Origin of the sequence: Actinomadura fibrosa (genome assembly GCF_900659615.1) — a bacterium.
Lineage (GTDB): Bacteria > Actinomycetota > Actinomycetes > Streptosporangiales > Streptosporangiaceae > Spirillospora > Spirillospora fibrosa.
Genome location: NZ_CAACUY010000051.1, coordinates 1 through 18,152, shown reverse-complemented (window position 1 = coordinate 18,152; position 18,152 = coordinate 1). Strand labels below are relative to the sequence as shown.

16 protein-coding genes are annotated in these 18,152 nt (G+C 74.0%); 11 read left to right on the top strand and 5 right to left on the bottom strand.

The window, feature by feature from the left end:
• Window positions 1–108 precede the first annotated feature (108 nt).
• A complete protein-coding gene (locus tag E1300_RS19390; protein WP_131758453.1) occupies window positions 109–1,041 on the top strand; it encodes a glycosyltransferase family 2 protein in 933 nt (310 codons plus the stop codon).
• A gap of 13 nt (window positions 1,042–1,054) precedes the next feature.
• Window positions 1,055–2,167, top strand: a complete 1,113-nt coding sequence (locus E1300_RS19385; protein ID WP_131758432.1) for a glycosyltransferase family 4 protein — start codon at window positions 1,055–1,057, stop codon at window positions 2,165–2,167.
• Here E1300_RS19385 and trxA read toward each other — a convergent pair.
• Complete coding sequence (gene trxA, locus E1300_RS19380; RefSeq protein WP_131758431.1) at window positions 2,148–2,471, bottom strand: thioredoxin; 324 nt, start codon at window positions 2,469–2,471, stop codon at window positions 2,148–2,150. The genes E1300_RS19385 and trxA overlap by 20 nt on opposite strands.
• Complete coding sequence (locus E1300_RS19375; RefSeq protein WP_242619246.1) at window positions 2,468–3,502, bottom strand: lysylphosphatidylglycerol synthase transmembrane domain-containing protein; 1,035 nt, start codon at window positions 3,500–3,502, stop codon at window positions 2,468–2,470. Before E1300_RS19375 ends, trxA begins: the two co-directional genes overlap by 4 nt.
• Before the next feature lie 85 nt (window positions 3,503–3,587).
• On the opposite strand from E1300_RS19375, the gene E1300_RS19370 reads away from it, so the two are divergent.
• The 5 genes from E1300_RS19370 to E1300_RS19350 all read left to right on the top strand — a co-directional run bounded on the left by E1300_RS19370 (window position 3,588) and on the right by E1300_RS19350 (window position 9,055).
• Complete coding sequence (locus E1300_RS19370; protein WP_131758430.1) at window positions 3,588–4,292, top strand: class I SAM-dependent methyltransferase; 705 nt, start codon at window positions 3,588–3,590, stop codon at window positions 4,290–4,292.
• A gap of 151 nt (window positions 4,293–4,443) precedes the next feature.
• Entirely contained in the window at window positions 4,444–5,601 is a 1,158-nt protein-coding gene (locus E1300_RS19365; protein ID WP_131758429.1) for a glycosyltransferase family 4 protein, read from the top strand.
• A 48-nt stretch (window positions 5,602–5,649) separates the two neighbouring features.
• The gene (gene manB, locus E1300_RS19360) at window positions 5,650–6,717 is read left to right on the top strand and encodes a mannose-1-phosphate guanylyltransferase (protein ID WP_131758428.1); all 1,068 of its coding nucleotides are present in this window, start codon (window positions 5,650–5,652) and stop codon (window positions 6,715–6,717) included.
• 43 nt (window positions 6,718–6,760) lie between these two features.
• Window positions 6,761–7,726: a DNA-3-methyladenine glycosylase family protein gene (locus E1300_RS19355; protein ID WP_242619241.1), complete on the top strand. Its 966-nt coding sequence runs from the start codon at window positions 6,761–6,763 to the stop codon at window positions 7,724–7,726.
• A gap of 339 nt (window positions 7,727–8,065) precedes the next feature.
• Window positions 8,066–9,055, top strand: coding sequence for a LysR family transcriptional regulator (locus tag E1300_RS19350; protein ID WP_131758427.1), 990 nt, complete (start codon window positions 8,066–8,068; stop codon window positions 9,053–9,055).
• A 30-nt stretch (window positions 9,056–9,085) separates the two neighbouring features.
• On the opposite strand, the gene E1300_RS19345 is transcribed toward E1300_RS19350, so the two are convergent.
• Window positions 9,086–11,644 (bottom strand): bifunctional FO biosynthesis protein CofGH, encoded by a 2,559-nt coding sequence (locus E1300_RS19345; protein WP_131758426.1) that lies wholly within the window; start codon window positions 11,642–11,644, stop codon window positions 9,086–9,088.
• Window positions 11,645–11,795: 151 nt separating this feature from the next.
• Here E1300_RS19345 and E1300_RS19340 point away from each other — a divergent pair, with 151 nt between their 5' ends.
• Window positions 11,796–12,830, top strand: coding sequence for a substrate-binding domain-containing protein (locus E1300_RS19340; protein ID WP_165502907.1), 1,035 nt, complete (start codon window positions 11,796–11,798; stop codon window positions 12,828–12,830).
• Window positions 12,831–12,836: 6 nt separating this feature from the next.
• On the opposite strand, the gene E1300_RS19335 is transcribed toward E1300_RS19340, so the two are convergent.
• A complete protein-coding gene (locus tag E1300_RS19335; protein ID WP_131758424.1) occupies window positions 12,837–14,141 on the bottom strand; it encodes a coenzyme F420-0:L-glutamate ligase in 1,305 nt (434 codons plus the stop codon).
• Entirely contained in the window at window positions 14,138–15,094 is a 957-nt protein-coding gene (gene cofD, locus E1300_RS19330; protein WP_131758423.1) for a 2-phospho-L-lactate transferase, read from the bottom strand. Before cofD ends, E1300_RS19335 begins: the two co-directional genes overlap by 4 nt.
• Before the next feature lie 189 nt (window positions 15,095–15,283).
• Here cofD and E1300_RS19325 point away from each other — a divergent pair, with 189 nt between their 5' ends.
• The 3 genes from E1300_RS19325 to E1300_RS19315 form a co-directional block, all read left to right on the top strand.
• Window positions 15,284–16,189: a hypothetical protein gene (locus E1300_RS19325; protein WP_131758422.1), complete on the top strand. Its 906-nt coding sequence runs from the start codon at window positions 15,284–15,286 to the stop codon at window positions 16,187–16,189.
• 202 nt (window positions 16,190–16,391) lie between these two features.
• Entirely contained in the window at window positions 16,392–16,655 is a 264-nt protein-coding gene (locus E1300_RS19320; protein ID WP_021594342.1) for a WhiB family transcriptional regulator, read from the top strand.
• Between the two features lie 528 nt (window positions 16,656–17,183).
• Window positions 17,184–18,152 (top strand): glycosyltransferase (locus E1300_RS19315; protein WP_131758421.1); only part of this gene is annotated, 969 nt, incomplete at its 3' end.

Below are 18,152 nucleotides of genomic sequence, written 5' to 3'. Positions count from 1 at the left end.
TCAGCACCCCAGCCCGCCGCGCCCGCGTCCGAGCCCGCCGTGCAGGCGGCGGTACGGACGGCCGAGCCGCCGGCCCCCGAACCCGTCGTCGAGTCGCCCGCGGGCCGGGTGCCCGAGCCGGCGGCCGAACCCGTCGCCCAGCAGGTCCCCGGGCCCGTCCACGTCACGATCGTGCTGCCCTGCTACAACGAGCAGGACCACGTCATCGCCGAGGTCGAGCGGATCTGCGCGGCGATGGACGCCAGCGGCAAGACCTACGAGCTCCTCGCCGTGGACGACCGCTCGACCGACGAGACCCTCGCGCGGCTGGAGGAGGCGGCGCCCCGCTTCCCGAACATGCGGATCATGGCGTTCCAGCACAACAGCGGGTCGGGCACGGTCCGGCGCATCGGGTCCCAGCAGGCCCGGGGCGACATCGTCGTGTGGACCGACGCCGACATGTCCTACCCGAACGAGCGGATCCCCGAGCTGGTGGACGCCCTCGACACCGACCCGTCCATTGACCAGGTCGTCGGGGCGCGCACCACGGAGGAGGGCACGCACAAGGCGCTGCGCGTCCCCGCCAAGTGGTTCATCCGCAAGGTCGCCGAGCGGCTCACCAACACGAAGATCCCGGACCTGAACTCGGGGCTGCGGGCGTTCCGCCGCGAGGTGTCGCTGCCCTACCTGCGGCTGCTGCCCCCCGGCTTCTCCTGCGTGACGACGATCACGATCGCGTTCCTGTCGAACCAGCACCCGGTGCGCTACGTGCCGATCGACTACGCGAAGCGGGCCGGGAAGTCGAAGTTCCACTTCACCAAGGACGCCTACCGGTACATCCTCCAGGTGCTGCGGATGGTGATGTACTTCAACCCGCTCAAGGTGCTCATGCCGCCGGCGCTGTGGCTGATCGTGATCGGGCTGCTCAAGGGCGTGTTCGACATGGTCGTCCACTTCGGCTACTTCGCCAACAACACCATCATGATCTTCGTGACGGGGTTGATCATCGCGTCGCTGGCGCTGCTGGCCGACCTCATCGTCCGCTCGCGCGGCGACGTCTAGCGCGAGGCGCGGGATGCGGATCGCGATCGTCGGGCCCGCGTTCCCCTACAAGGGGGGCGGCGCGCACCACACCACCGAGCTGGCGCACCGGCTCGCCGCCGCGGGCCACGAGCCCGTCATCGAGTCGTGGCGCGCCCAGTACCCGGGTTTCCTCTACCCCGGGCAGCAGACGATCTCCGAGCCGGAGGGCGAGCCGTTCCCCGGGACGCGGCGCCGGCTCGACTGGCGGCGGCCGGACGGCTGGTGGCGCACCGGCCGCTCCCTGCGCGGGTACGACCTGGTCGTCCTGGCGGTGCTGACCCCGGTGCAGGTCCCGTCCTACCTGGGGATCCTCGCGGGCCTGGGACGCGGGACGCCGGTCGTGGCGCTGTGCCACAACGTCCTGCCGCACGAGCGGAAGCCCTATGACGCCCCGCTGATGAGGCGGCTGCTCCGGCGTGTGAACGGTGTCCTGGTCCATTCGGAGGCGCAGGCCGATCTGGCGCGGGAGCTCACCGGGCGGCCCGTCCGCGTGGCGGAGATGCCCGCGCACCTGCCGACACCCGCCGCGGCCGCGCAGGACGACGGGAAAGTGCGCCGCAACCTGCTGTTCTTCGGGATCGTCCGCCCGTACAAGGGGCTGGACGTGCTGCTCCGCGCGCTCGCCGCGGGCCCCGGCGACGTGTCGCTGACGGTGGCGGGCGAGTTCTGGGGCGGCCTGGACGAGACCCGGGCGCTGATCGAGAAGCTGGGCCTGGACGGGCGGGTCGCACTCCGTCCCGGCTACGTGCCCGCGTCGGACGTGCCCGGCCTGTTCGCCGCCGCCGACGCGCTCGTCCTGCCGTACCGGTCGGCCACCGCGTCGCAGAACGTGTGGATGGCCTACGAGCACGGCGTCCCGGTGATCGCCACCGACGTGGGCGGGTTCGGCGACCAAGTCCGGGACGGCGAGGACGGCATCGTCTGCGCCCCGGACGACGTCGGGGCGCTCACGGACGCGCTGAAGCGGTTCTACGCGCCGGGGGAGCCGGAGCGGTTGCGCTCCGGCGTCCGCCCGGTCGACCACGGGCCGGTCTGGGACGCCTACCTGGAGGCGCTCACGACCCTGCCAGTAAAGGGCGCGGCGGTCAGAGGTGCGGCTCGATGACCTTGAGCAGGGCGCGCTTCGGCTTGGCGCCGACGATCTGCTCGACGACCTCGCCGCCCTTGTAGAGCAGCAGCGTCGGCAGCCCCATCACGCCGTACTCCTGCGGCGTCTTCGGATTCGCGTCGTAGTCCAGCTTCGCGATCTTGATCTTGCCGTCCTGCTCGGCGGCGATCTGCTCCAGGACGGGCGCGATCATCCGGCACGGACCGCACCAGTCGGCCCAGAAGTCGACGAGAACCGGAGTGTCGCTCTTGAGGACCTCCTCGTTGAACGTCGCGTCGGTCACGGTGATGGGAGACGTCACGGTCGCTCCTTCGTCGGCTGCGTACCCCTCACAAGCTCGGCGGCGGCCGGTTCATTCCCGGCCGCCCCGTCCACGTCCGCGCCGTTCAGGCCCGCTCCGTCTCCGGTCGTGCCCGCCCCGGCTTCAGCGGGCCGCGCGCCCCGTCCGAGCAGCAGCGCGGCGCCCGCGTTGAGCAAGTCGGCGGCGGTCAGCAGCACCCGGGAGGCGATCGCGACGACGACCGGCGCGCCCGCGGGCAGCACCGGCGTGAGGACCACGGTCAGCGCGGCTTCGCGCGCCCCGATGCCGCCCGGCGCGATGAAGACGAGGAAGCCCGCGACGAACGCGAGCGCGTAGGCGCCAGTGGCGAGGAAGGGCAGGCCCGCGCCGTCGCCGTCCACGGCCAGGCACAGCAGCCAGGTGTGGACGCCGAACAGTGCCCAGCCGAGGACCGTCCAGCCGATCGCGCGGAGCGTCACGCCGAGCCCGGCCGGATGCTCCAGCGGCGGCCGCCGGACGAGCCGCAGCAGCGTGTCCAGGCACCAGGTGACGATCCTCGGGTGCAGCGCGGCGAGCATCACGGGCGCGAGCAGGAACAGCCACCAGTACTTCTCGCGGGCCGCGGCGGACGTCAGCGGCAGCGTCACCGAGGCGACCGCGAGCCCGCAGGCGGTGGACGTCGCGACGGCCAGCAGCGTCGAGCCGAAGCTGCGCTCGGCCGGCACCTTGTGCTCGCGGGCCATCTCGATCTGGGTGACGAGCGCCCACACCTTGCCCGGCACGTACTTGCCGAGCTGGGAGATCGACGAGATGCGGAACGCGGCCCGCAGCGGCAGCGGCGAGCCGAGCCCGGAGAGGAAGGTCCGCCAGCCGAGCATCCACACGAACAGCCCGGCGAGGCCCGCGGCGAGGGACCCGGCCAGCGTGGGCCAGGACATCTCCCGGAACGCCCGGGTCGTCTCGTCCCACTGGGAGGCCACGCTGTAGGCGCAGAACGCCAGCGCGAGCAGCACCAGCAGGACGCGCAGGATCCGCACGGCGACGGCCTTCATCTTCACGCGCCCAAGGGTAGGCGACCGGCGATCGCCGCGCGGCTTCGCGCTCGCGGTCCCGCCGGGCGCAATACAGTTGGGGGCGATGAGACTCTCGGATGTGGTCGCCTTCGTCGGGCACCAGGTGCACGTGTGCAGGTACCGCGAGGCGGGGACCCTGCTGGACTGGATGGGCCGGGACCTCCGCGGCAAGCGGGTCCTGGACGTCGCGGGCGGCGACGGGTACTGGGCCGGGCGGGCGCGCCGGCGCGGCGCCGAGGCGGTGTCGATCGACCTCGCCCGCGGCAAGATGGTGTACGGCCGGACGCTCGCCCACGCGCCCGCCCTGATCGAGTGCGACGCGCTCCGGCTGCCGTTCGGCGACGGGTCGTTCGACGCGATCCTGTCGGTGTGCGCGATCGAGCACTTCGACGACGGCGGCAGGTCGCTGGACGAGATGGCGCGCGTGCTGAAGCCCGGCGGCGAGATCTTCATGTCCGCCGACGTGCTCAGCCGCGCCGACGCCTGGCCGAAGCTGCGCGACGCGCACAAGGCCAAGTACCACGTGCAGCACACCTACACCCACGACAGCCTCGCCAAGCTGATGGACGAGCGCGGCCTCGACCTGGTCGAGCACTCCTACCAGTTCCGGACGGCGGCCACCGAGCGCCTCTACCTGTCGCTCTCGACCTACGGCGGCAAGGTCGGCTTCAACGCGGCCGCCCCGCTGACGCCGCTGGTCGCGCTCGCCGACCGCTCCGCGCCGAACGAGCGCGGCAGCATCGTCCTGGTGCGCGCCCGCAAGCGCTGACGGCCACCGGGGTGTCTCCGGTGCGGAACCGAGAAGACGCGCGGAGGTCGCACGGATCGGCGGCCGACGGGCGTAGGCTCGAAGCGTAAAGAGTGATCTACGCCACTACGGCCGCGCGTCGCCAGGCCGGGCCGGGATGGGGGAGTGGACCGTGGCGCCTCGGATCCTGCTCGACGCCACCGCCGTGCCCGCCGACCGCGGCGGGCTCGGGCGGTACGTCGACGGCCTGCTGACGGCCCTGCACGCGCTCGGCGCCGACCTCGCCGTCGCCTGCCAGCGCGTCGACGAGCAGCGGTACGGCGCGCTCGCGCCCGGCGCGCGGATCGTCGCGGGCCCGGCCGCGCTGGCGCACCGCGCGACCCGGCTGGCCTGGGAGCAGTCCAGCCTGCCGTACGTCGCCGAGAGCGTCGAGGCCGACGTCATCCACCTGCCGACGTACGCGATGCCGGTCAGTTGCAGCCTCCCGGCGGTCGTCACGATCCACGACGTGGCGCTGTTCGCCGAGCCCGAGGTGCACGACCCCGTCCGGACCAGCTACGTCAAGTCGGCGACGCGGACGGCGGTGCGGCGGGCGAGCCGCGTGATCGTGCCGTCCCGGGCGACGCGGGACGACCTCGTCCGGATGCTCGGCGCCGACCCCACGCACATCGACGTCGCCTACCACGGCGTCGACCACACCGTGTTCCACCGCCCGGACGAGATCGAGATCCGGCGGGTGTCGGACCGGCTGGGCCTGCACGGCCACCCCTACGTCGCCTACCTCGGGGCCCTGGAGCCCCGCAAGAACGTCCCGAACCTGATCCGCGGCTGGGTCCGCGCCTGCGCCGACCTGCCCGACCCTCCGGCGCTCGTCCTCGCGGGGGGCGGCGGCTGGGACGACGAGGTCGACGCCGCGCTCGCGACGGTGCCGATGCACCTGCGGGTGCTGCGCCCCGGTTACCTGCCGTGGCCGTCGCTGCCCGGCTTCTTCGGCGGCGCGCTGGTGGTGGCGCTGCCGAGCCGCGGCGAGGGGTTCGGGCTGCCCGTCCTGGAGGCGATGGCGTGCGGCGCCCCGGTGCTCACCACGCGGCGCGGGTCGCTGCCGGAGGTCGGCGGCGAGGCCGTCGCCTACACCGAGCCTCACCCCGCCGCGATCGGCGCCGCGCTGACCTCGCTCATCCTCGACCCGGAGGGCCGCGCGAAGCTCGCCGAGGCCGCGCACGCCCGCTCCCAGGAGTTCAGCTGGACGGCGTCGGCCGAGGCGCACATGGCGTCCTACCAGCGCGCGGTCGAGCAGCGCGAGGGCTCCCGGGGATCGCGCACCCACTAAGGTCTGTCGCGGACGGTCCGGAGGAGACCCGGCGACGGAAGGAACCCCGTGGAAGCGATTCTGCTGGTCGGAGGGCAGGGCACCCGCCTCCGCCCGTTGACGATCTCCACGCCGAAGCCGCTGCTCCCCACGGCGGGCGTCGCGTTCCTCGCCCACCAGCTCGCCCGCGCCCGCGCGGCGGGCGTCGACCGCATCGTCTTCGCCACGTCCTACCGGGCGGAGATGTTCGAGGCCGCGTTCGGCGACCGCGCGTACGGGGTGGACCTCGTCTACGTCAGCGAGGACGAGCCGCTCGGCACCGGCGGCGCGATCCGCAACGCCTCCCGTGCGCTGACCTGCGGGGCTGACGACCCGGTCCTGATCCTCAACGGCGACATCCTGTCGGGCCACGACGTCCAGGCGCAGGTGGAGCTGCACGAGAAGGCCGCCGCGGAGGTGACGCTGCACCTGACCGTCGCCGACGACCCGTCGCGCTTCGGCTGCGTCCCGACCGGCGAGGACGGGCGGGTCACCGCGTTCCTGGAGAAGACGTCGCATCCGGTGACGAACCAGATCAACGCGGGCTGCTACGTGTTCCGCCGGTCGGCGATCGACACGATCCCCGAGGACGAGGTCGTCTCCGTCGAGCGCGAGACGTTCCCCTCGCTGATCGCGTCCGGCGCGGTCGTCATGGGGTACGTCGAGGCGGGCTACTGGCTGGACGTCGGGACGCCGGAGGCGTTCGTCCGGGGCTCCTGCGACCTGGTGCTCGGGAAGCTGGCGTCCCCGGCGATGCCCGGCGACCCGGGCGAGCGGCTGACCCTCCCCGGCGCGAACGTGTCGCCCGGCGCGGTGGTGCGCGGCGGCACGACGGTGGGCCGCAACGCGGTCGTGGAGGCGGGCGCCACCGTCCTCGGCAGCGTCCTGCTGGACGAGGCGTTCGTCGCCGAGGGCGCCACGGTCCGCGACTCGGTGCTGAGCCGGGGCGCGCGCGTCGGCCCCGGAGCGATCCTGGACGGGGTCATCCTGGGCGACGCCGCCGTGGTCGGCCCGGGCAACGAACTCCGCGACGGCCTGCGCGTATGGCCGGGCATCGAACTACCCGCGACGGCCGTCCGCTTCTCCACCGATGCCTAAGTTCTCTCCGCCGATGCCGCGTTCGCCCCGATACGGTCACGGCATGAGCCGCCAGGCGAGTGCCGTGGGCCGGAGTCCTGAAATACGACCCGGGGAGCCGACCGCTGGGCGGCTCCCCGGGCACGCTCCGGTGCTGCGCCGCGAATGGCGTCCGCCGTGGCCGCTGAGCCTGCGGGACGTCCTCGTCCCGCACCGGCGCGGGCCGCACGACCCCGCCTTCCGGATCGACCGGGACGGCGCGATCTGGCGGACGTCCCACACCCCCTGCGGCCCCGGGACGATCCGGCTACGGGCCGCCGCGGGCGCCGTCGACGCCCATGCCTGGGGGCCGGGCGCCGAGTGGCTCCTCGACGGGGTCCCCGACCTGCTGGGGGCGGGAGACGCCCCGGAGGGGTTCGAGGCGCGGCACGACATCGTCCGGGAGCAGGTGCGGCGCCGGCCGGGCCTGCGGATCGGGCGGACGAACCGCGTCTTCGAGGCGCTGGTGCCCGCGGTGATGGAGCAGAAGGTCCTCAGCGAGGAGGCGTGGCGCGCCTGGGGCTACCTGCTGCGCCGGTTCGGCGAGCCCGCCCCGGGCGCCCCGGAGATGCGGGTGCCGCCCCCGCCGGCGGTGTGGATCCGGATCCCGTCGTGGGAGTGGCACCGGTCGGGCCTGGAGGCCGTCCGGGCCCGCACCATCATCGGCGCGGCCCGGGCGGCCGGGCGGCTGGAGGAGGACCCGTCCGAGCGGCGGCTGCGGTCGCTGCCGGGCATCGGGGTCTGGACGGCCGCCGAGGTCCGGCAGCGCGCGGCCGGCGACGCCGACGCCGTCTCCGTCGGCGACTACCACCTGCCCGGGATCGTGGGCTGGGCGCTCATCGGCCGGAAGGTCGACGACGACGGGATGCTGGAGCTGCTGGAGCCGTACGCCGGGCACCGGCACCGCGTCATCCGGCTGCTGGAATCGTCCGGTGCCCGTCCGCCGCGCCGCGGCCCCCGCCTGGCCGTCCGGGACTATCGCTCCTTCTAGACCGGGGTGTGCCGGAGCGCCGGCGGCGCATCCAGAAGTTGTCCGGGGCCCAGTCGAGGCCGTCGCGGCTGTCGGAGCCGAGGACGGGGGCGAGGACGGCGAGGGCGACGAGCAGGGCAAGCATGATCAACATGGGTCGGTCCTTTGCGTGGCACCGGGCGCGCCGGTGCGGATGCGGTGGGTCCGAACGGACCCGGGACGTTCCCGCGCGGGGCGGTGGAGGCGGTCCGGCGGGGTCTCCGCCGTGGTACCGCTCTCCGTCGCACCTCCAGTCTGACTCCGCGCATCCTTCAGGTCCAGCGACTGTTTCTGCAGGGAATGTGTAAGGATCTCTTCACTATGTTGGATCTCGGCAGGCTGCGGGTGCTCCGCGAGCTCAAGCTGCGCGGCACCGTCGGGGCGGTCGCCGAGGCGCTCGGCTACAGCCCCTCCGCCGTCTCGCAGCAGCTCGCCCAGTTGCAGCGGGAGGTGGGCGTCCCGCTCGTCGAGCGCGCCGGGCGGCGGCTGCGGCTCACGGAGGCGGGCGAGGTGCTCGCCGGGCACGCCGAGACCCTGCTCGCCGGGGCGCAGCGCGCGGAGGAGGCCGCGCTCGCCGCGAGCGGCCGCGTCGCGGGCACGGTCCGCGTCGTCGGGTTCCAGACCGCGCTCCTGCACGTCCTCGCGCCCGCGCTGCCGCGGCTCGCCGCCGACTACCCGGACCTCGTCGTGGACGTGCTGGACGAGGAGTTCGTCCGCGTCCTCCAGGCGCTCGTGCTGCGGGAGATCGACGTCGTGATCACCGACGAGTACTCGCACCTGCCGCGCCCGCGCCGGCCCGAGCTCACGTCCGAGGTGCTGATCACCGAGCCGATGCGGATCGCGCTGCCGGAGGCGCACCCGCTCGCGCGGAGCGGCGGCCCGGTCCGGATGGCCGACCTCGCCGGCGCCCCCTGGGTGACCGGCCACGTCGGCACGAACCACGCCGACCTGCTGGAACGCACCTGCGTCGGGCTGGGCGGCTACCGTCCCGACGTCCGGTACCGCTCGAACGACCTGCTGGTCATCCTCGCGATGGTCGCGCGGGGCGGCGCGGCGTGCCTCATCCCGGACCTGGCCCTGGCCGAGCTGGAGGAGGGCATCGTCGTCCGCGACGTCGCCGACGCGCGGGTGGACCGCCGGATGGTCCTGTGGACGCGCGTCGGCGCGGATGTGCGCCCATCGGTCCGCGCCGTCCTCGACGCCGTGCGGTGCTCCGCCGACGACCTCGTGGACCGCCGCCCGAGCCTGATTCGCGGCGCCCCGTCCCGGCCGGTGCCGGACGGCCTCGGCGAGCCGCCCGCCCCGCCGTGACGGGGCGCGCGGCCCGCGCGCGGCCGACGATCAGGCCGGGGTGAGGGGCAGCGCCCGGCGGGCGCCGAAGTCGCCGATCCCGTCGGTGCGCCGCCCGGCCTCCAGGCGCTCCGCGGGCACCTCGCCGTACAGGGTCGTGCGCTGCCGCGCCGGACGGCCCGCGCGGGCCGCGATCGCCTCCAGCTCGCTGATCGGCTTGAACGAGCCGTTCTCCGAGCCCGCCATCCGGCTGATGGTCTCCTCCATCAGCGTCCCGCCGAGGTCGTTGACGCCGCCGCGCAGGACCCGCGTGCACAGCTCGTCGCCCAGCTTCACCCAGGACGTCTGGATGTTCGGGATCGCCCCGTGCAGCATGATCCGGGCGAGCGCGTGCACGGCGATGTTCTCCCGGACGGTCGGCCCGGGCCGCGCCAGCCCCGCCAGGTAGATCGGCGAGTTGTGGTGGACGAACGGGAGCAGCACGAACTCGCTGAAGCCGCCCGTCCGCTCCTGGAGGGACCGCAGCAGCCGGATGTGCGCCACCCAGTGCGCCGGGGTGTCCACGTGCCCGTACATCATCGTCGAGGTCGTCGGGATGCCGAGCTCGTGCGCGGTGGTGACGACCTCGACCCACTGCTCGGTCGGCAGCTTGCCCTTGGTCAGCACCCACCGGACGTCGTCGTCGAGGATCTCGGCGGCCGTCCCCGGCAGCGAGTCGACCCCGGCCTCCTTCGCGGCCTCCAGCCACTCCCGGATCGACAGGTCGGTCCGGGACGCGCCGTTCACGACCTCCATCGGGCTGTAGGAGTGCAGGTGGATGTCCGGCGCGCGGCGCTTCACCTCGCGGGCGAGGTCGAAGTAGGCGGTGCCGGGCAGGTCGGGATGGATGCCGCCCTGCATGCAGATCTCGGTGGCGCCCGCCGCCCACGCCTCGTCCACCCGGTCGCCGACCTGCCGGAGCGACAGCGTGTACGCGTCCGCGTCGGTGCGGCGCTGCGCGAACGCGCAGAACCGGCAGCCGGTGTAGCAGACGTTCGTGAAGTTGATGTTCCGCGTGACGACGTAGGTCACGTCGTCGCCGACCGCGTCGCGGCGCAGCCCGTCGGCCAGCCCGGCGAGGGCGTCCAGCTCCGGGCCGTCGGCGTGCAGCAGGGCCAGCGCCTCGGCGTCCGAGAGCCCGGCGGGGTTCCGCTCGGCGCTCGCCAGCGCCGCCTTGACGTCGTGGTCCATGCGCGCCGGGCCGGTCGCCATCCGCGCCTTGAGCGCGTCCCAGTCGCCGTAGACCTCGTCGAAGTCCTCGCGCCGGTCCGACGTGCGGCCCGTCGTGTCGATCTCGGTGTGCAGGTCGGTGCGCCCCGACGCGCCGAAGCCGCCGTCCGGCTCCTGCCACGGGCGCCCCTCGGGGACGGCGTCCTCGCGCGCCAGCCCCGTCGCGGGGTCGGCGAGGGCGGCGACGTGCCCGGTCAGCCGCGGGTCGAGCCACGGCTCGCCGCGCCGGACGTACTCGGGGTAGATCGTGAGCCGCTCGCGCAGCGCGAACCCGGACTCCGCCGTCCGCTCCGCCAGCTCGTCGATCTGCGGCCACGGCCGCTCGGGGTTGACGTGATCGGGCGTCAGCGGGGACACGCCGCCCCAGTCGTCGATCCCCGCGCGCAGCATCAGCGCGTACTGGTCCGCGACGAGGTTCGGCGGCGCCTGGATCCGCGCCTTCGGCCCGAGGACGAGCCGCGCCACCGCGATCGTCGCGGCCAGCTCCGCCAGCTCGGCGTCCGGGGTGTCGCGCATCTTCGTGTCCGGCTTGGCGCGGAAGTTCTGGACGATCACCTCCTGGATCGCCCCGTACTCGCGCATCGTCCGCCGGATCTCGAAGATCGCGTCGGCGCGCTCCTCGACGGTCTCGCCGATGCCGATGAGGATCCCGGTGGTGAACGGCACGTTCGTGCGCCCCGCGTCCTCCAGCACCCGCAGCCGGACGGCCGGGTCCTTGTCGGGGGAGCCGAAGTGCGGGCCGCCCCGCTCGCTGAACAGCCGCGTCGCGGTCGTCTCCAGCATCATCCCCATCGACGGCGCGACCGGCTTGAGCCGCTGGAAGTCGCGCCAGGTCAGCACGCCGGGGTTGAGGTGCGGCAGCAGCCCGGTCTCCTCCAGCACCCGGATCGCCATCGCGCGCACGTACGAGAGCGTGTCGTCGTAGCCGTGCGCGTCGAGCCACTCGCGGGCCGGCTTCCAGCGGTCCTCGGGACGGTCCCCGAGCGTGAACAGCGCCTCCTTGCAGCCCAGCGCGGCGCCCTGCCGCGCGATGTCGAGTACCTCGTCGGGGCTCAGGTAAGGCGCGTCGAGTTTGTGCGGGACGGTCGCGAACGTGCAATAGCCGCAGCGGTCGCGGCACAGGCGGGTCAGCGGGATGAAGACCTTGCGGCTGTAGGTGATGACGCCGGGACGGCCCGCGGCCTCCAGGCCGGCGTCCCGGGTACGGGCGGCGTAGGTGAGCAGATCGTCGAGCTGCGCACCGCGGGCCCGCAGCAGTGTCGTGGCCTCGGACCGGTCCAGTGTCTTGCCGTCGCGCGCGCGGGCCAGGGCCCTGCGGAGAGCGTTCTCGGTGGCCTCCATGCGGGCACTCTATGCCAATCGTCATAATTTCTGCCGCGCCGGGGTGCCCAAATCCGCTCCCCAGGGGCAGCGGAACCGTCCGGAGATCTATTCCCGGACGGCGGGCCGCGGCGTGTCGCCCGTTCCGTCCCGGTCCGCTTTACTTGCCCCCGTGGACGTGGGTGTGCGGCGGTCCGCCGTCTGGGCGGCGGCCGGGGCGCTGCTGGTGACCGGGCTCGGCGGCGGCGCGTGGGCGCTCGGCCTGTTCTCGGGCCCGTCGGCGTGCGCCGGATCGACGCTGGAGCTGTCCGTCGCGGCCCAGCCGGAGATCGCGCCCGCCCTGCGCGACGCCGCGTCCCGCTTCAACGTGGAGAAGCACCGGGTGGCCGGACGCTGCGTCCGCGCCCGGGTGACCGCCGTCGCGCCCGCCGCCTACGTGCGCGACCCGGCGACGCGCGCGCGAGCGGACGCCTGGGCGCCGGAGTCGTCGCTCTGGCTCGGTGTCGCCCGCGACGCCGGCGACACGTCCGTCCCGGCCGCGGGAGCGTCGCTGGCGTCCTCGCCCGTCGTGCTCGCGACGACCCGTCCCGTGGAGGACGAGTTCCGCGACGCGGACGTCAAGCCGAGCTGGAAACTGCTCCTCGACCGCAAGGCGGGCGGGATCGGCCTCGCCCGCCGCGCCGCCGACCCCGCCGCCGGCATGACCGGGACGATCGCGATGATCGCCGTCGGGCAGGTCGACGCGAAGAAGGCGGACGACGTCGCCGGGGCGCTCCGCCGCGACGCCTCGCCCGCGCAGGGCGGTGCGGGCGGCGCGTCGGGCGTCCTGGCCGGCATCGTCGGGGCCGAGCGCTTCGACCGGCCGCTGGCCGTGACGACCGAGCAGGCCGTCGTCGCCTACAACGGCGCGCACCGGCCCAACCCCCTCGCGGTGCTCATGCCCGACGAGGGCACGCTCTCGCTCGACTACCCCTACGTCGTGACCAGCCGCGACCAGCACAAGCGGGAGGCGGCGGAGGCGTTCCGCGACGCGCTCGGCACGCGCTCGTCCCGCGACGCCCTGGGACGAGCGGGCTTCCGCGCGACCGACGGCACGCTGGACGCCGCCTACGCCCGGCAGCACGGCCTGGCCGAGACGGCGCCGCGCTCCCTGCGCTTCCCGACGCGAAAGGAGATCGCCGAGGCGCTGTCCTCGTGGAAGGCGTGACGGGCGCTACCGGACCTCGATGAAGGCGTCCGGCGAGCGCGGCGGGCGCTCGCGCGGCGGGGCGGCCGCGTGGCCGACACCGACCGCGCCCATCGGGTCCCACTCGTCCGGCAGGCCGAGGACGTCGCGGACGACGTCGCGGCAGAACATCGTGCTCGACACCCAGCAGGAACCGAGCCCCTCCACCGCGAGCGCCACCAGCAGGTTCTCCACGCCCGCCCCCGCGGCGACCACGAACATCTCCCGCTCCGCGGCGGCCCGGCGCTCGTCCGGGTAGGCGTGCGACCCGTCCATGACCAGGCACGGGACGACCAGGTACGGCGCGCGGCGCAGCACGTCGCCGCGCCGCAGCCGCTTCGCGACCGACTCCTCCGGGAAGCCGTCGCGGCGGAGGTCGGCCTCCCAGGCGTCGCGCATCGCGTCCAGCAGCCGCGTGCGGGACTCCGCCGACTCCAGCAGCACGAACCGCCACGGCGTCGTGTGGTGCGGCGCGGGCGCGGTGATCGCCGCGGCGACCGCCCGCCGCACCGCCGCCGGGTCGACCGGCTCGGCGGTGAACTCGCGGATCGTCCGCCGCGCGTGCAGCACCTCGGCCGACCCGTACCGGAACATGTCCTCGTCGGGCGGCCGGACGAGCTCCCGCGCACCCGGCCCGTCCTCCGGCGTGACCAGCCCGGCCAGGCCCCGGACGACGGCGATCGGCACCCCGTCGAGCTTGCCCTTGACCAGCTCCGCCGCGGCGGCGACCTCGTCGGCGACCGCGGTGATCGTGGCGTCGAGCCGGTTGCCGTAGGCGTCGTCGCGGCCGCGCAGGTCGTTCAGCGGCGCGAGCCCGGCGACGCCGATCGCCGCGTCGGTCATCCCGTTGCGCCACGGCCGCCCCAGCGTGTCGGACACGACCACGGCGACGTCCGCCCCGGCGCGCTCGCGCACCCCCGCGCGGATCCGGCGGGCCGAGGCGTCGGGGTCCTCGGGCAGCAGCAGCACCGTGCCCGGCGCGGTGTTGGACGCGTCCACCCCGGCCGCGGCGAGGACGAGCCCGTGCCGCGTCTCCACGATCCGCGTCTCGCCGCGCGCGTGCGTCCGGCGCGCCACCACCCGCACCGTCTCGGCGTCGATGGCCTTCTCCCGGTCGTCGGCGACCAGGACCCGCCCCTCCGCCTTGCTCACGATCTTCGACGTCACCACGAGGATGTCGCCGTCCTCCACCGTCCCGGGCGGGATGAGCGCGGCGATGTCGTCGCCCTCCGCGACCTCGGGCAGGCCCGGGACGCCGAAGACCCGCAGGCCCGAGCCGTCCGCGCCGCTCACGCCGTGCCCTCCGCCCGCTTCAGCTCCAGCGCGAGGTCGAGGGCCGCGCGGGCGATCGCCTTCGTTGCCTCCGGGTCGCTCATCAGCAGCGGCCGGGACCGCACCTCGATGCCCTCCACCCGCACGTCGCCGTCCTCGCCGTCCACGAGCCACCCGTCCAGCAGCCCGGGACCGTAGTGCTCGGCCACCGCCCGCGCCGACGTCTCGACGCCGATCGCGGTCAGGCACGCGTCCGCCATGCCCCGCACCGGCGCGCCGCCGATGATCGGCGAGACGCCGACCACGGTCTTGCGCGCGACCGCCTCGCGGATCCCGGGCACCGCCAGGATCGTCCCGACGCTCACCACCGGGTTGGACGGCGGGAACAGCACCGCGTCGGCGGCCTCGATCGCCGCGAGCACCCCCGGCGCGGGCTTGGCGTCGTCCGCGCCGACCGCCGCGATCGACAGCGCCGGGACGGACGCCCGCATCCGCACCCACCACTCCTGGAAGTGGACGGCCCGCCGCCCGTGCTCCGGATCGTCGATCACCACGTGCGTCTCGACCTGGTCGTCGGTCATCGGGATCAGCCGCACGCCCGGCTTCCACCGGTCGCACAGCGCCTCCGTCACCGTCGACAACTTGTACCCGGCCTCCAGCATCTGCGTCCGGACGATATGGGTCGCGAAGTCGCGGTCGCCCAGTCCGAACCAGCCCGGCCCGACGCCGTAGGCGGCGAGCTCCTCCTTGACGGTGAAGGTCTCGGCCGCGCGGCCCCAGCCCTGCTCCTCGTTGATCCCCCCGCCGAGCGTGTACATCACGGTGTCCAGGTCGGGACAGATCCGTAGCCCGAACAGGGAGATGTCGTCCCCGGTGTTGCCGATGACGGTGATCTCCGCCTCGGGGGCCGCGGCCAGCAGCCCCCGCAGGAAGCGGGCCCCGCCGATGCCGCCCGCCAGCGCCACGATCTTCATGCGATCAGCCTAGAGCGTGCCGGGCCCCTGCCCGCGATCCGATGCGGGCCGCCGCGGGGCCGCGCGCATTGGGAAGGCGGTGCCTTCTCCTTATGGCCGTTTGGACGCGCGCGGGGTACGGAGACGTCGGCGGGCCGGATGTGCAAAGCTTTGCGTGTCATCCGATTGCCTCGGTCTGGAGATGTCCCCGTGAACAAGGAAGCCGTCCAGCGCCTGCGCGAACCGGCCGCCTGGGTATTGCTCGCCGCGGCGGGTGTGCATTTGCTGGCAGGCATCATCCTGCTCCTCGGCGGGTCCGGGAGTTTCACCTTCCGCGCGCTGAGCGAGACCGGCGACGGCGTGTTCACCTCGTTCGCCGTCGTGGCCATGCTCGTCCTCGCCGTACTGCTCGTGACCTGGGGCGATGCCCCGACTCCGCAGGCCCGCACCATCACGATGGGAGCGCTCGGCGTCCTCGGCGGAATCGCGTTGTTCGGCGTCATCTCGTGGCTCGCCGGGATGCTCACCGCGTCGGAGGCGGCGGCCGCCGTCACCAAGCTCGCCTACTTCCTCATCGGCGCCGGCAAGCTCGCCGTCATCGGTGTCGGCGGATGGTTCGTGTTCACCGTTTTCCAGGGAATGCAGCCGCCGCGCCCGCAGGGCCAGCAGACGCCGCAGGGTTACCCCGACTACGGATACCAGCAGGGCCAGCAGCAGTTCGGTCAGCAGCAGTTCGGCCAGCAGCCCGGTTATGGGCAGCAGGCCTACCAGCAGTACCAGCAGGGCGCCGAGGGCCAGCAGGTCCCGCAGCCTGGGTACGAGCAGCAGGGCCAGCAGCCGTACGGGCAGCAGTACGGCCAGCCGGGCTACGGGCAGCAGGCGTACCAGCAGTACCAGCAGGGCGCCGAAGGCCAGCAGGCGTCCCAGCCGGGGTACGAGCAGCAGGGCCAGGCGCAGGGCCAGCCCTCCTCCGAGGAGGAGATGGGCGAGTGGACCCGCCAGTACGGCGGGACCGGCGGCGGCGAGCACGGCGCCCAGCCGGGACAGGCCCAGCAGGGCGAGCGGCGCCCCGACGAGTCCGGCGACTGGTACCGGGACAACCGACCCCCGCAGTGAGATCCGTTTAACTGATCTTCAGTCAAAGGCGATCGAGCGCATCGTCACATAACCCCGTATGTCCACCCCGGAAACCCGTTCCGCTTGACGGAGCGGGCGCTACACGCGTGTAATTTCGTGGGTGTGATTTCTATGCCTTCTCGGGGGAAGGAGCTCGAGGGAAGGCATTGACCAGGGGGCTCCACGGGCAGGGAGGTGCGCTGTGAGCGAGGTAGTCATCCCGCTGGCGCACGGCACAGACGGTGAAGAGTTGGGCTGGCAGGAGCGCGCCCTGTGCGCGCAGACGGACCCGGAGGCGTTCTTTCCGGAGAAGGGCGGCTCGACTCGCGAGGCCAAGAAGGTGTGCCGGGCATGCGAGGTACGGACGGAGTGCCTGGAGTACGCGCTCCAGCACGATGAGCGCTTCGGCATCTGGGGCGGGCTCTCCGAGCGGGAGCGCCGCAAGCTGAAGCGCCAGGCCGTCTAGCGCGGTCCGGGCGGTACCGGACGCGCGGCCGGGGGCGGCAGCGCGCACGGAAAGACCGCCGGACCCGCCGGCGCCGAAGGGGAGCGGCGCCGCGGGAGAGAACCAGGAAAGGGCCGCGGCCGACAAGCCGCGGCGAAGGGCCGCGGCACGGGATCACGGCGACCAGCCGGGGTGACGAGCCGCGGCGAAGGATCGCGGCGACGAGCTGCGGTCAGGACCGCGGTGTTGAGCCGTGGTGAGGGACCGCGGCGACGAGCCGTGCGAAGCAACGCGGCGATGAGCCGCAGTGAAGGATCGCGGTGATCAACCGCGGCGAAGGATCGCGGTGATGAGCCGTGGTGGAGGGCCGCGGTGTGGACTGCGGTGCAGGGCCGTGGCGGATGGCTGGGGGGTCGTCCGGTTTGCGGGTGCGTGCCGGATCTCGGGGGATCCGCAGCGTGCCCGCGCGGCCACGCGTACAGTTGTCAGCCGTGTCGGCCCCCGGGCCGGCACGGCTGCTGATTGTCGTCCCACAGATCGAGCGGACCCTTGTCGCCCACTCTCGATCGCCATGTCGTCACGGCCGTCCTCGTCGCCCATGACGGCGCGCGCTGGCTGCCCGAGACGCTCAAGGCGCTGCTGACACAGGCGCGGCCGGTGCAACGCCTCGTGGCCGTCGACACCGGGAGCCGCGACCGCGGGCCCGCCGTGCTCGCCGAGGTGATGGGCGCCGACGGCGTCCTGACACTGCCCCGGACCACCGGGTACGGGGAGGCCGTCGCCGAGGCGCTCCGCCAGGACGCCGCGTCCGCGCCCGTCCCCGACGACGATCCGGGCAACCCCCGCACCGAGTGGGTCTGGCTGCTGCACGACGACTCCGTCCCCGCGCACGACGCGCTTGCCCACCTGCTGCGGACCGCCGACGCCGACCCGAACGTGGCGGTGCTCGGCCCGAAGGTCCGCGACTGGGGCGACCGGCGCGTCCTCCGCGAGGCGGGCGTCGCGATCGACGGCGCCGGACGCCGCGAGACCGGCATCGACCGGCGCGAGTTCGACCAGGGCCAGCACGACGGGGTCCGGGACGTCCTCGCGGTCGGCAGCGCCGGGATGCTGGTGCGCCGCGACGTGTGGAACAGGCTCGGCGGCTTCGACGTCGAGTTCGGGATGTTCCGCGACGACCTCGACTTCTGCTGGCGGGCGCACGCCGCGGGGCACCGCGTCGTCGTCGCGACCGACGCCGTCGTCTACCACGCGGAGGCGGCCCGCCGCGGCGCCCGGGAGGTCGGGATGACCGCCGAGCACCCGAGCCGCGTCGACCGCCGCAACGCGATCCTCACGCTGCTCGCGAACCAGCCGCTCGGCCCGATGCTGCGCTCGCTCGTCCGGAACGTGTGGGCGTCGCTGGTCCACGCGCTCTACCTGCTGATCGTCAAGCGGCCCGACGCGGCCCGCCACGAGCTGGGCGCGCTCGGCGACGTGCTGCGCGCGCCCGGGCGGCTGCGGCGGGCCCGCGCCGCG